General features: G+C 53.8%; 16 protein-coding genes and 1 riboswitch. Of the genes, 10 read left to right on the top strand and 6 right to left on the bottom strand.

Annotated features, from left to right (window positions below):
• Positions 1–10: 10 nt before the first annotated feature.
• Positions 11–148: a small, acid-soluble spore protein L gene (gene sspL / locus LG52_RS08600; protein ID WP_011230846.1), complete on the bottom strand. Its 138-nt coding sequence runs from the start codon at positions 146–148 to the stop codon at positions 11–13.
• 72 nt (positions 149–220) lie between these two features.
• Here sspL and LG52_RS08595 point away from each other — a divergent pair, with 72 nt between their 5' ends.
• Positions 221–685 carry a divergent PAP2 family protein gene (locus tag LG52_RS08595; protein WP_044731619.1) on the top strand — a complete coding sequence of 155 codons (465 nt, stop codon included), beginning with the start codon at positions 221–223 and terminating at the stop codon, positions 683–685.
• A gap of 111 nt (positions 686–796) precedes the next feature.
• Here the strand turns inward: LG52_RS08595 and LG52_RS08590 are convergent, their stop codons facing one another.
• Positions 797–1,723: a DMT family transporter gene (locus LG52_RS08590; RefSeq protein WP_044731618.1), complete on the bottom strand. Its 927-nt coding sequence runs from the start codon at positions 1,721–1,723 to the stop codon at positions 797–799.
• 234 nt (positions 1,724–1,957) lie between these two features.
• On the opposite strand from LG52_RS08590, the gene LG52_RS08585 reads away from it, so the two are divergent.
• Together LG52_RS08585 and LG52_RS08580 are read left to right on the top strand one after the other, a co-directional pair.
• The gene (locus LG52_RS08585) at positions 1,958–2,623 is read left to right on the top strand and encodes a ribonuclease H family protein (protein ID WP_044731617.1); all 666 of its coding nucleotides are present in this window, start codon (positions 1,958–1,960) and stop codon (positions 2,621–2,623) included.
• 6 nt (positions 2,624–2,629) lie between these two features.
• Positions 2,630–2,845 carry a zinc-finger domain-containing protein gene (locus LG52_RS08580; RefSeq protein WP_044731616.1) on the top strand — a complete coding sequence of 72 codons (216 nt, stop codon included), beginning with the start codon at positions 2,630–2,632 and terminating at the stop codon, positions 2,843–2,845.
• A 128-nt stretch (positions 2,846–2,973) separates the two neighbouring features.
• On the opposite strand, the gene LG52_RS08575 is transcribed toward LG52_RS08580, so the two are convergent.
• Together LG52_RS08575 and cspD are read right to left on the bottom strand one after the other, a co-directional pair.
• Positions 2,974–3,243: a DUF2564 family protein gene (locus LG52_RS08575; RefSeq protein ID WP_044731615.1), complete on the bottom strand. Its 270-nt coding sequence runs from the start codon at positions 3,241–3,243 to the stop codon at positions 2,974–2,976.
• A 130-nt stretch (positions 3,244–3,373) separates the two neighbouring features.
• Positions 3,374–3,574, bottom strand: coding sequence for a cold-shock protein CspD (gene cspD / locus LG52_RS08570; RefSeq protein ID WP_003251474.1), 201 nt, complete (start codon positions 3,572–3,574; stop codon positions 3,374–3,376).
• Positions 3,575–3,894: 320 nt separating this feature from the next.
• Here cspD and LG52_RS08565 point away from each other — a divergent pair, with 320 nt between their 5' ends.
• The 4 genes from LG52_RS08565 (at position 3,895) to glpK (ending at position 7,309) form a co-directional block, all read left to right on the top strand.
• Positions 3,895–4,146 (top strand): hypothetical protein, encoded by a 252-nt coding sequence (locus LG52_RS08565; RefSeq protein WP_014195521.1) that lies wholly within the window; start codon positions 3,895–3,897, stop codon positions 4,144–4,146.
• Between the two features lie 194 nt (positions 4,147–4,340).
• Positions 4,341–4,742, top strand: coding sequence for a sporulation protein (locus LG52_RS08560; protein WP_044731614.1), 402 nt, complete (start codon positions 4,341–4,343; stop codon positions 4,740–4,742).
• 203 nt (positions 4,743–4,945) lie between these two features.
• Positions 4,946–5,764 carry an MIP/aquaporin family protein gene (locus tag LG52_RS08555; RefSeq protein ID WP_044731613.1) on the top strand — a complete coding sequence of 273 codons (819 nt, stop codon included), beginning with the start codon at positions 4,946–4,948 and terminating at the stop codon, positions 5,762–5,764.
• Between the two features lie 54 nt (positions 5,765–5,818).
• Entirely contained in the window at positions 5,819–7,309 is a 1,491-nt protein-coding gene (gene glpK, locus LG52_RS08550; RefSeq protein ID WP_044731612.1) for a glycerol kinase GlpK, read from the top strand.
• Between the two features lie 41 nt (positions 7,310–7,350).
• Here the strand turns inward: glpK and LG52_RS08545 are convergent, their stop codons facing one another.
• Positions 7,351–9,564 (bottom strand): EAL domain-containing protein, encoded by a 2,214-nt coding sequence (locus LG52_RS08545; RefSeq protein ID WP_052524484.1) that lies wholly within the window; start codon positions 9,562–9,564, stop codon positions 7,351–7,353.
• A gap of 352 nt (positions 9,565–9,916) precedes the next feature.
• Positions 9,917–10,021: riboswitch (SAM riboswitch) on the top strand.
• 70 nt (positions 10,022–10,091) lie between these two features.
• Here LG52_RS08545 and LG52_RS08540 point away from each other — a divergent pair.
• From LG52_RS08540 to LG52_RS08530, 3 genes are all read left to right on the top strand, one after another.
• Entirely contained in the window at positions 10,092–10,424 is a 333-nt protein-coding gene (locus tag LG52_RS08540) for a hypothetical protein (protein WP_044731611.1), read from the top strand.
• A 19-nt stretch (positions 10,425–10,443) separates the two neighbouring features.
• Positions 10,444–10,827, top strand: a complete 384-nt coding sequence (locus LG52_RS08535) for a VOC family protein (RefSeq protein ID WP_044731610.1) — start codon at positions 10,444–10,446, stop codon at positions 10,825–10,827.
• A gap of 121 nt (positions 10,828–10,948) precedes the next feature.
• Positions 10,949–11,431: a PaaI family thioesterase gene (locus LG52_RS08530; RefSeq protein ID WP_044731609.1), complete on the top strand. Its 483-nt coding sequence runs from the start codon at positions 10,949–10,951 to the stop codon at positions 11,429–11,431.
• Positions 11,432–11,567: 136 nt separating this feature from the next.
• Here LG52_RS08530 and LG52_RS08525 read toward each other — a convergent pair whose 3' ends face one another.
• On the bottom strand, positions 11,568–11,984 hold the full coding sequence (locus tag LG52_RS08525; protein WP_044731608.1) for a PaaI family thioesterase: 417 nt from the start codon (positions 11,982–11,984) through the stop codon (positions 11,568–11,570).
• Positions 11,985–12,017 lie beyond the last annotated feature (33 nt).

The following is a 12,017-nucleotide window of genomic DNA, read 5'->3' as shown; positions in this document are numbered from 1 at the left end:
AAGCCTGCTTTTATTTTGTGTTGAGCTTTTTCGCTGCGTTCTCAAGTTTGCTTTTTGGATCCGGGGTGAACGTTCCATCTTGGCCAAAGCCTTGCGGGTTGACGCCCGGCGCCTTCGTGCCGCGGTTTCGGCCGCCGTTTTTGGTCATTGCTCTCACCTCCGCTCTTTACGGATAGTATGGCCGCCCTTGGCCAAAATATAAGCAAAGGAGGAAAGCGTGATGAACAAGGGACTGAAGACGGCGCTCGCGACAATCGCGCTCGCCCAGTTTCTGAAAATCCCGATCAAGCAGCTGGAGACCGGACGGTGGGACTGGCGGCTCTTTTTCGAAACCGGCGGAATGCCAAGCTCCCACTCTGCCGGTGTTTCCGCCTTAGCGACATTTATCGCCCTCGAGCGAGGCGTGCGCACGCTCGATTTTGCCTTGGCCGCATTATTTGGGCTGATCGTCATGTACGATGCGCAAGGGGTGCGGCGCCAAGCAGGCGAGCTTGCCCTTCGCCTGAACGAGCTTGCTGAGGAAGTAAAAAAGTTGGAATTAGATCCAAAACAAACCATTTATCAAAAGCGACAGCAGCAGTTGCGCGCCCGGCTCGGGCACGAGCCGATCGAAGTCGTCGGCGGGGCGCTCTTAGGCATGGCCGCGGGCGCTTTATCGCATTGGGGTTGTCGACGCCGCGGCTGACGGCTTCAGGCAGCGAAGCGCATCAGGCGTCCGCGACATGGGGTGATGGACAACGGAATGCCCCCAGCGGCCAAAGAGCTGCTCCATTTTTCGCTGGGGAAACTGTTGCGGTTATGACGGGATGTTTCGTTTTTCCCGCCATCGTCTGCCCCAGAGGCGCATGCTTGGCAGTTCGGCGAAAATCATGCCGGCCAAAATTGCCGCGCCGCCAAGCCAGGCCGATGGCGACAGCCGCTCTCCAGCCCAAAGGCAGGCGGTCAAAGCGGCGAACACCGGCTCCATGGCGAAAATGAGCGCGACATGAGCGGGAGTCGTATATTTTTGCACCGCCGTTTGGATGAGAAACGCCGCGGTCGTCGCCAGAAGCGATGTCACGGCGAGCGCCCCCCATACTTCCGGACGGCGGAGCACCGCCGTATTCCACATTTGCGCGGCGTCTTCAAACCAAAAGGCAAAGAAGAAACAGAGGATGCCGACGGTAAAAATTTGCACCATTGTCAACAGCATCGTCGAATACTGAGAGGAATAGCGGCCGGTGACGATAATGTGCATGGCAAAGGAAACAGCACAAAGAAAGACAAAGAAATCGCCGTGATTGAACGACAGCTCCGCTCCCCCTGTCAGCCAATACAGGCCGAACGCGGCAAGTGCCGCTCCAACGACCGCATTCACAGACGGTTTTTGCTTCAAAATTAAAAAGGAAAACAATGGAACGAGCACAACGCTCAGTCCGGTAATAAAGCCGGCTTTCGAGGAAGTGGTATACAACAGTCCGATCGTTTGGAATGCGTAGCCGAAAAACAGCCATAGCCCCATCCACGCCCCAGCGCCGATGACTCGCCATGACAACTGGCCGAAGAGTGGGCGGGAAGCGGCAGCGATCCAAGCGAGAAGCAACAAGCCGGCCAAACTGAAGCGAACGGCGTTAAACGACAACGGCTCCAAAAACGAAATGGCATTTTGGACGACGACGAACGTCGCCCCCCAGACGAACGTCACCATTAGCAGACTCAGATCGGCTATGGTTTGATGCTTCAATTCGAATCCTCCCTCTTCCTATGCTTGCGCCCCATATCATTTTAGGTGCTAGCCGCTAGTGTACCACAAATAGGCCGAAAAAGACAGATATTTTGGAAAAAAAAGATGGGCGCCTGCGGCAAGATGGTTGATACAAGAAGAAATTGCGCATAATATTAGGTAATGAACAAGGGCGCAAGTGTGGTAAAATAAAAACCAGCTCCGATCATCGCCGCGCGGAAGGGTGACAATGCGTTGGACGTACAAATCCACTGGACGTATATCACACCGAAAAAACAAGAGGCGTTTCTTGTCTCCGATTGGGTTGATGCGAAAAAGGCGCTCGCTTTGGCGGATGATTTTGAAAAAACCGGGCGGACGAAAACAGTGGAGTTCGTCGATCGAAACGGCACGGTGTGGTCAAAAAAAGAGCTGCAAAAGCTGCTTGAGGAGATCGCTGGCGAGCCGCATGAGATCGTTGTGTATTTCGACGGCGGCTTTGACCACGAGACGTCCGAAGGCGGCGCTGGCGCGGTCGTATACTATAAGCAAAACGACCATCACTACCGGCTGCGCGCCAACCGAAAGCTTAGCGAAATCAAATCGAATAACGAAGCGGAATACGCGGCGTTTTGGTTTGTCATGCAGCTGCTTGAAGAGCTCGGCGTTCACCATTTGCCGGTGACGTTCCGCGGCGACTCCCACGTCGTGTTAAAGCAGCTGTCCGGCGATTGGCCGTGTTTTGAGGACGATTTCAACATCTGGCTTGACCGCATTGAAGCGAAAATGCGCGAGCTTGGCATCGAGCCGGCATATGAACCGATTTCGCGCAAGCAAAATAAAGAGGCGGATTCGCTCGCCCAAAAGGCGCTTAGGGGGCAGATCATCACGAGTCGAACGGAATTGACAGAGAAAGGGTAAGGACGTATGAAACAGAAGCGGAACCGACGCAAAGAAATATTGGACCAAATCGCTTGGCTGGAGGAAACGTACTGCGACGGCTGCTTTTTAAGAAGCACCTTCCGGAAAGAGTACGGCAAAACGTACGCCCAGTCGTTTTGCATCCAGCAATGCACGGTCGGGGAACAAATGCGGCAGTACGGGGAGATGCTCCTATCAGCGCCGCCGCATCCTCGCCAGTAGAGGAAGGGGGCTTGTCGGCGCCCTTTGTTCCTGTGCGCCGGCTTCGGTGGGGCGCGTTTCGCAGCGCCGTCGTCTGTTGGAGTCATCGCGAAAAGAGCTTCGCTGTGCGAAGCTCCATCTCGCCTGCCTTATGGTTGTGCCTCGCGAAGCTGATGCTCAGCGCGGGCCAATGTTTGTTCGCAGCGGTCGAGAAAATCCCCGTCGACGCCCGTGGCTTCTTGGCGGGCGCGCGCCAGTTGGTCGCGGGCGTTTTTCACCGCCTGTTCGGCATGGTCAAGCATTTCCGGATCCAGTTGCATCGTCGCCTGGCCGACCATTTTCTCCGCCGTCTCGACGAACATTTCCACTTGCTTCAAGTCGTTGTATCCCGTATGTACGTCCGCATCGCGCCTCGTCATATGAACACCTCCCTTTCCTTATTGTTCGCCGTTTGGTGAAATTTATGCCAATCAAATGAAAAAGACATCCTGCAGCATCGCAGGATGTCTTTCGTTCCGCTCCCGTTCTCTCGTCTATGTCAACGAAGTCTTATAATTTGACAACGTTCGCTGCTTGCGGTCCGCGGTTTCCTTGGACGATTTCAAACGAAACTTCTTGGCCTTCTTCTAACGTTTTGAACCCTTCACCTTGGATCGCCGTGAAGTGGACGAATACGTCGGAACCGCCTTCCACTTCGATGAAACCGTAGCCTTTTTCGTTGTTAAACCATTTTACTTTACCACGTTGCATAATACTGAATTCCTCCTAATACCTTTAGCCTGTTCGGCTAACCTCAAGATTTTTATCAAATAACAAAATATACTTCACAGCCATCCAAGATGCACCTTCATGTTGAATGCCTGAAATATATTCTGTTATATGATGACTTTACTATACACTACCGCGGGTGGCTGCGTCAAGCAAAAGAAAGGAAATTTCCGAAAAAGTTGTTTGCCGGCCCGAAAAACAATGGTTGAAAAGGAAAACGGGCCGCTTGGGGAGAAAAAAGTCATGAGCGGGCAACAACGGCCATACATTGGAATAGGAACGACAAAAAGGGGGAGAAGCGGATGTACCGCGGAAAAATCGCGGGAAAAGAAGTGATCGTCCGGTTAGGGAGCCGGGTCAGCCGCCGCTATTTCAGCGACAATAAAATTTACCACATGGTTCTTTCGTACGGAGAGTCGGCGTTTCGGAAAGGACAGGATATGTTTTGCATCTATAATGACCGCGTCGGCTTGATTGTTGCGGAAGTCGAGCAACAGGACGTCCCGGTCATTCGGATCGATTACATTATCGAAAACGAAAATGTGTACGAATAACCAATTGACAGCGGAAGGCGAATGCGGTAATCTCGGTTGTAAGCGGTAACAAAACAGGCCGCATTCGTCCCTGTTTCTCCCAGGGGCAGACGTGCCGGGCCAGCATCGTCTGTTTATTTTTTGGCTCGCGTTGAAACAGGCGGCTTTGTTTTTTCGTATGATGATATGACAAGAGAGACAAAGAGGTGACTACGGTGTTATTGCGCAAAATGATGTCAAGAGTCGGAGTCGGGTCGGCGCACGTCGACTTGATCTTAAATAAATCGTTATGGCACCAAGGGGAAATGATTCAAGGGATCGTCCACATTTACGGCGGGACAGTGGAACAAATGATCGAGCGGCTCGATGTGGAGCTCGTGCAAAAAACGATCGAAAACGGCAAGGAACTGGATGACATTGTCGCCGTCATTCCGGCGGCCGGAGCGTTTTCGATCAAGCCGAGCGAGAAAAAGGAAATCCCGTTTTCCTATACGATTCCGGAAACTTTGCCGCCATCGCGCCCCGGTCGGTCGTACCGGTTCATCACCCGCCTTCATATCGAAGACGCGGTCGATACGCTCGACTTCGATTACGTGCAAATTTTGCCGAAAAAATAGGTTGACAGCGTTTTCAAATGGTGGTATGCTGAAAGCAAGTTAATAACGTTGTGGTGGAGAAGCGGAGACCCACACATATTCCTCGTTGATGGACGGGGGAGTGTGTGGGTTTTTGCTTTTTTGCCCAACTTGCAACCCTCCGGAGGGGTGCTCTAGCAGGAAGTGACAAGAAAAATCTCGAATGAAAAGGGGGAAGAGGCCAAATGTCGCCATTTTTAGGAGAACTCATCGGCACCGCATTGCTCATCCTTTTTGGAGCCGGGGTGTGCGCCGGCGTGAATTTAAAAAGATCGTATGCAGCCAATTCTGGTTGGATCGTCATTACGATGGGATGGGGGTTGGCGGTGGCCGTGGCCGTATACGCTGTCGGCCGGTATAGCGGCGCCCATCTCAACCCGGCGTTGACAGTGGCATTGGCCATAAGCGGTGATTTTCCGTGGAAAGATGTCCCCGGCTATGTGGTGGCGCAAGTGCTCGGTGCTATGATAGGGGCTGCTGTTGTCTATCTCCACTATTGGCCGCACTGGAAAGAAACAGACGACCCAGGCGTCAAGCTCGGCGTGTTCGCCACCGGGCCGGCCGTGCCGAATACGGCGGCCAACTTGCTTAGCGAGATCATTGGAACGTTTGTGTTGGTTTTAGCCATCTTGGCTATTGGCGCCAACAAATTCGCTGATGGGCTCAATCCGTTTGTCGTTGGTTTTTTGATCGTGGCGATTGGGCTGTCGCTCGGCGGTACGACGGGATATGCCATCAATCCGGCCCGAGACTTTGGTCCTCGTTTAGCCCACTTTTTGTTGCCGATTCCAGGGAAAGGGTCATCGAATTGGTCGTATGCGTGGGTGCCGATCGTCGGACCGCTGCTCGGCGGCGCGTTAGGCAGTTTAGTGTATAAAGCCGTTTTCTTAGGAAAACCGACAGGCGCCCTATGGGTAGTGCTGGCGGCAACCGCAATCGTTTTGGCGGCGGCGAAGATCGCAAAAGGAAAAACAGTGAGCGCCGCAAGCCGTCAATCTCTTTAAACGGCGCATAAGTAATACGCCAAATGAGCCAAAGAAGGGGGAAAGGGGAAAGCCATGAATCAATACATTTTATCCATTGACCAAGGCACAACGAGCTCACGCGCCATTTTGTTCAATCAAAAGGGCGAGGTCGTTCATATGGCGCAAAAAGAATTTACACAATATTTCCCGCAGCCCGGCTGGGTCGAGCACAACGCCGATGAAATTTGGGGTTCGGTGCTTGCCGTCATTGCCAGCGTGTTGTCTGAGGCGCAAGTGAAGCCGGAACAAGTGGCGGCGATCGGCATTACGAACCAGCGGGAAACGACGGTCGTGTGGGAGAAAGACACCGGCAACCCGATTTATAACGCCATCGTCTGGCAGTCTCGCCAGACAGCTGGCATTTGCGACGAGCTGAAAGCGAAAGGATATGACCCGCTGTTCCGCGAAAAAACCGGTTTGCTCATTGACGCCTATTTTTCCGGGACGAAAGTGAAATGGATTTTGGACCATGTCGAGGGAGCGCGCGAGCGGGCGGAGCGCGGCGAATTGCTTTTCGGTACGATCGATACGTGGCTCATTTGGAAACTCTCAGGCGGCCGCGCTCATGTGACAGACTATTCGAACGCGTCGCGCACGTTGATGTTTAACATCCATACGCTTGAGTGGGACGACGAATTGCTTGCGATTTTAAACGTGCCTAAGGCGATGCTTCCGGAGGTGCGGCCGTCGTCGGAAGTGTACGCGAAAACCGTTCCCTATCATTTCTTCGGCGTCGAGGTGCCGATCGCTGGGGCCGCGGGCGACCAGCAGGCGGCTTTGTTCGGCCAAGCGTGCTTTCAAGAAGGGATGGCGAAAAATACGTACGGCACCGGCTGCTTTATGCTCATGAATACGGGAGAAAAAGCGGTCGAGTCGAAACACGGGCTGCTGACAACGATTGCCTGGGGGATTGATGGCAAGGTTGAATACGCCCTTGAAGGCAGCATTTTCGTCGCCGGTTCGGCCATTCAATGGCTGCGCGACGGCTTGCGGATGATCAAAACGGCGGCTGACAGCGAAGCGTACGCTGAAAAAGTCGAGTCGACCGACGGGGTGTATGTCGTACCGGCGTTCGTCGGTCTTGGCACGCCGTATTGGGACAGCGAGGTGCGCGGGGCGGTGTTTGGCCTCACGCGCGGCACAACGAAAGAGCATTTCATACGGGCGACATTGGAATCGCTCGCCTACCAGACGAAAGATGTGCTCGCCGCCATGGAAGCCGATTCCGGCATCTCGCTGACGACGTTGCGCGTTGACGGCGGGGCGGTGAAAAACAATTTCCTCATGCAGTTCCAGAGCGATTTGCTTGCCGTTCCGGTCGAACGTCCGATTGTGAATGAAACGACGGCCTTGGGTGCGGCGTATTTGGCAGGGCTGGCGGTCGGCTACTGGAACAGCCGGGATGACATCGCCGCCCAATGGCAGCTTGAGCGCCGGTTTGAGCCGAAGATGGATGATGACAAGCGAACGATGCTTTACGAGGGCTGGAAAAAAGCGGTGCGGGCAGCGATGGCGTTTAAATGATGGAAAAACGCGGATGCCTTGATGGACAGGCATCCGCGTTTTTACGTCCTTCGCTCGATGCTGCGTGCTAGCACGCCCGCCGCTTCATCTGCCGGCATAGGGGGCCGGAACAAGTAGCCTTGCGCCTCGTGGCAGCCTTTTTCCCGTAAGTGCTCGAGCTGCTCCTCGCGCTCTACTCCTTCGGCGACAACGTTCATGCCAAGATGGCGAGCGAGGGAGATGATCGTGTTTGTGATGATGCTGCCATAGTGCGAATGGGGGCAATCGGAGATGAAGGTACGGTCGATTTTCACAGTGTCGATGTCCAACTGTTTCAAATAGGCGAGCGAGGAATAGCCGGTGCCGAAATCATCGATGGACAAGCGGACCCCCATCTCTTTCAACCGGTGCAAATTGGCCAAAATAGTCGCTTCTTGATAAATAGCGATCGTCTCTGTAATTTCAAGTTCCAACCACGATGGCCTCATATTCGTCTCCGCCAAAATGGCTTCCACCCGAGCGGCGAATTGCGGATGGTGCAGCTCTTTGACGGAAACGTTGACGGCCATTCGAATCGGCGCGAATCCTTGCTGACGCCAACGTTCGTGCTGCCGGCAGGCCTGTTGGATCGTCCATTCGCCGATGGGAATAATGAGACCCGTTTCCTCGGCGAGCGGAATAAAATCCCCTGGCGGCACAACGTCTTCGGTGGGGTGATGCCAACGAATGAGCGTTTCCATAGCGGAAACGGCTTTTGTCCGTACATCGACAATCGGCTGGTACAATAGGACGAACCCATCCATATTTTGTTTGACGGCTTGGTGCAAATCCGCTAACAAAAATACATTCGGAAGGCGCTGATGCCGCAGCGCTTCTTCATAAAGACAATAGCTGTTTTTGCCTTTTCGTTTCGCTTCCATGGCGGCCATGTCCGCCTGGCGGATGGCCGTGTCCACATCGATTTGCTCACTGTCGAAAAGAACGATGCCGATGCTGGCTGTTATAAAAATGGTTTGTTCGGCCAACGAAAACGGCTGGGCGATGAGTGCCAGCAAATCTTCCGCTATGGCTGATGCTTCTTGGTGTCCGGCGACTGGCGCGAGCAACACGATGAATTCATCTCCGCTCATATGGGCAGCGATGCCATGGGGACGGACGCGCTCACGCAGCCGAGCGGCCGTCTGTTGAAGCAGCTTGTCGCCGATATGATGGCCGAACGAATCATTAATATATTGAAAGCCGTCTAAATCAATATACAAAATGGCGCCGTGTTGTTTCGTTTCGTTTAGTTTCAGCAGCATTGCCTCGGCGAGTTGCAAAAATCGCCGCCGGTTCGGCAATCCAGTGAGCTCATCATAATGGTAATGGAACAGGGAATCATACAGCCGCCTGTTTTCTTCGAGCGCTTTCCTTGTTCCCTCATGTTCCATGGCGAGGCTCGCGAGCGATGACAGCGCCGACATAATCTCCATATCTTCCGGTTCCGGTTCGCGCTCGGTCGGATAGTAAAACGCCAGCGTTCCGAGCACATGGCCGGATGACGAGAGAATGGGCATGGACCAGCAAGCTCTCAATCCGTGTGCCAACGCCAATTGCGCATAAGACGTCCAGCGGGGGTCATTTGCCACATTGCTTGCGATCACGATCTCTTTTTGATAGGCGGCCGCGCCGCACGATCCAGATTGCGGCCCGATTTCGATTCCATTCATGGCTTCGATATAAGCGGATGGCAAGCTTGGCGCTGCTCCATGGTAAAGGCGTCGTCCGTTGTCATCGGCAAGCAAAATCGAACAAATGGCTGGAGGCCGCAATGCTTCGGCCGCCTTGGCAATGGACGTGAGAATGGCATCGAGCGGCTCGTGTTTGGCGATTTGCTTCAAAATGTGAGTCTGTTCAGCGAGCAGCCGCTCCGCATGCGTTTCAGCGGTCATGTCAGAGCACGAGACGAGGAGGAACGGCGTACCGTTCAATGCTTTCCAACGCATATGCACGCGAACAGGGCATAATTTGCCGGTTTTATGCACCGTTCTGGCCGTGAATGTGCGAACCGCTTCATCGGTCGGTTGAGGAAGCAAGTGGACGAGGGACGCCCAGTCGTCAGGATGGAAAATAGTTTGAAATGGGGCGCCGATGAGTTCAATCCGATCGTAGCCCAACGATGCACCCGCATAGTCATTCATATCGGCAATCACCCCATGTTCATTCACCACCCATTGCACAGCAGGCATAAAAAAGTAAAGCGCCCCATAATGCGTCATGATCGACTGCTTGTCCATGCGGAAGCAATCCTCCAATCTGCGAAAAAAATAAGGTGCACCATATCATTCTACCATGTTTTTATCTGTTTTTGTCTATTTTTGTCGAATGATCATTGTATTTTTTCGCTGATTGTGCAAAAAGATGAACACGGTGCATGGCTCTCTCCCCGGCACTTTGTTTAGTCGAGGGATTTATCCGTAAAATTTTAACAAAACATTGTTCTAAATAATCATTTATCAGCGCTAGCTTTTCGCCTACTCTAGGGGCGAGTGAATGGCGGCAACACCTCCGAACAGACGGGCGTGGTTCAATAGTAAAGACCGTTGTCACTGAGGGGAATGTGTGGTAGGATAAGAAGAAATAGCATACGTCTTATCAAAAGTGGGCGAGAGAACGGGCTTGATGACCCCACAGCAACCTGCCGCCGGCAAGGTGCTAACACCCGCAAAGCGGTTTCGCTTTGGATGATAAGAATGGCTCATGACCCCCTTCGCATCATTCCGAGGCGCAGGGGGTTTTTGATTGATGGGAGGTGAGAGAAACGGTGGCGGAACTTTATTCTCTCCGCGCCTGCATGGCGTCGCACTTGCCGGCCGCGGCGTTCGCTGTTCATGTGATGCACTGCGTGCAGGCGGAGCTCATCCGGTTTGACCCGAAGGCGGCGGTGCATGTCGACCGCGGGGACGGATACGTTCATTTGTATGGAGAAGCGCAAGGAACAGCCTTTTCGGTTTTGTTGACCAACAGCGAGGCGGACGAATGGAAGGCGGACGGACCGTACGCCCTTGACCGCTACATATGGACAGAGCTCGGGAAAAAAGGGATTTTCCCTGCGCGCATGACGCCGTATTTACGGGCGGTGTTTTCAAGTCCATAATGGAAAGGGAGAGCGAGCAATGGCAGTTAAAAAGTTCGAGCATGTCGGCATTCAAGTGAAAGACATTGAGACATCGAAGGAGTTTTATCAAAATGTCGTCGGCCTTGAGCTGTTAAGCGAGATGATCCATACGAACGGAACGATGAAACTGGCGTTTTTAGGAATTGACGGCTCGATCATCGTCGAGTTGATCGAAGGGTACAACCCGAACTTGCCGACGGAAGGAAAAGTGCACCATGTCGCTTTTACGGTCGAGAACATTGAACAAGAGAAAGAACGGCTCAAGTCGCTCGGTGTCCCGCTTGTTTGGGACGACATTACGACGCTTCCGAACGGGGCGAAATATTTGTTTTTCCTTGGCCCGGATGGGGAATGGATCGAGTTTTACGAGCCGGGACGATAAATCTGGCAAGGAGAAAGCGGCCGCATGGGCCGCCTTTGTCCGTTTCGGCGCTGTTTGGCCAAAGAAGCAGGAAAATGGGAGGCGCACCGCGTATAGTAAAAAGAGAGAGGAGGAAAATGAGATGGAGCCGCAAGTTATTCACGCCATTCAAGACGACTATCCGGATGAATTTGCCTGGTGCTACGGCTGCGGGCGGCTGAATGAACACGGCCACCATTTCCGCACCGGATGGCAAGGGGACAAGACGGTGACGGTGTATACGCCGCGCCCGGAGCATACAGCGATTCCTGGGTTTGTGTACGGCGGGCTGATCGCCTCGCTTATTGACTGTCATGGGACAGGATCAGCGGCGTTGGCGTTGCATCGGAAAAACGGCCATGAACCAGGGAGCGGGGAAACGCCGCCGCGCTTTGTCACGGCGTCGCTTCACGTTGATTTCGTCAAGCCGACGCCGCACGGCGCGCCGCTTGTCGCCGTCGGGACGGTGACAGAAATTCATCCGAAAAAATGGCAAGTTGATACGGAAGTGTTCGCCAACGGCGAACTGTGCGCCCGCGGCCAAGTCGTGGCCGTCGTCATGCCGAAAACGTTTGTCCGCGCCTAACAAGCAGCGAAAAGCACCGGAGAGAGGCTGTTTTTGACAGCGCTTTCTTCGGTGCTTCGCTCGTTGCGCCCGGGCCGCTTTGGCATCGGCTTTCCGCGCATGATTCCCCTTTGGTCCATGGATAAAAGCGCTTTTTTCACGGTTTATCCATAATCAGCACCGATGATGTCGCGCTCGCCACGTCTTTGCCGTTTTGCCGCACGATGGCGGTCACATAGGCAACAGTTTTCCCTAATTTTTCTACTCGCGCCTCGATTTCGGCTTCTCCAGCCGCCACCGGGCGGTGAAACGTCGTCTGCAAGTTAATGGAGGCGTGCATTTGGTCATCGCGAAGCAAGGTCGTCACCGCATAAGCCATGAGAATGTCCGCCGCCGCTCCGACAAATCCGCCCATAATCACCCCGTTGCCGTTGAGCAGCGATTCGCTGATCGTCCATACGCCTTTCGCACAGCCGTCTCGGGCTTCCGTCAAGCGGACGCCAAGCGACTTGTCGCACGGCGGCGGCGCGCTTTGACCGGCGATGACATCGTGCAAGTTGGTCATTGGCTTCATCTGGAACACCCTTTCTGTTGTCAATCATGTTTT

This window comes from Geobacillus kaustophilus, assembly GCF_000948285.1.
GTDB lineage: Bacteria > Bacillota > Bacilli > Bacillales > Anoxybacillaceae > Geobacillus > Geobacillus thermoleovorans_A.
This window is presented reverse-complemented; position numbering and strand designations above follow the sequence as displayed.

Excerpts from the sequence above, each read along its gene's own strand:
- sspL (WP_011230846.1), bottom strand. The coding sequence starts at position 148 with ATGACCAAAAACGGCGGCCGAAACCGCGGCACGAAGGCGCCGGGCGTC.
- LG52_RS08595 (WP_044731619.1), top strand. The coding sequence starts at position 221 with ATGAACAAGGGACTGAAGACGGCGCTCGCGACAATCGCGCTCGCCCAG.
- LG52_RS08580 (WP_044731616.1), top strand. The coding sequence starts at position 2,630 with ATGAAACAGAAGCGGAACCGACGCAAAGAAATATTGGACCAAATCGCT.
- LG52_RS08575 (WP_044731615.1), bottom strand. The coding sequence starts at position 3,243 with ATGACGAGGCGCGATGCGGACGTACATACGGGATACAACGACTTGAAG.
- cspD (WP_003251474.1), bottom strand. The coding sequence starts at position 3,574 with ATGCAACGTGGTAAAGTAAAATGGTTTAACAACGAAAAAGGCTACGGT.
- LG52_RS08565 (WP_014195521.1), top strand. The coding sequence starts at position 3,895 with ATGTACCGCGGAAAAATCGCGGGAAAAGAAGTGATCGTCCGGTTAGGG.
- LG52_RS08555 (WP_044731613.1), top strand. The coding sequence starts at position 4,946 with ATGTCGCCATTTTTAGGAGAACTCATCGGCACCGCATTGCTCATCCTT.
- glpK (WP_044731612.1), top strand. The coding sequence starts at position 5,819 with ATGAATCAATACATTTTATCCATTGACCAAGGCACAACGAGCTCACGC.
- LG52_RS08545 (WP_052524484.1), bottom strand. The coding sequence starts at position 9,564 with ATGGACAAGCAGTCGATCATGACGCATTATGGGGCGCTTTACTTTTTT.
- LG52_RS08535 (WP_044731610.1), top strand. The coding sequence starts at position 10,444 with ATGGCAGTTAAAAAGTTCGAGCATGTCGGCATTCAAGTGAAAGACATT.
- LG52_RS08530 (WP_044731609.1), top strand. The coding sequence starts at position 10,949 with ATGGAGCCGCAAGTTATTCACGCCATTCAAGACGACTATCCGGATGAA.
- LG52_RS08525 (WP_044731608.1), bottom strand. The coding sequence starts at position 11,984 with ATGAAGCCAATGACCAACTTGCACGATGTCATCGCCGGTCAAAGCGCG.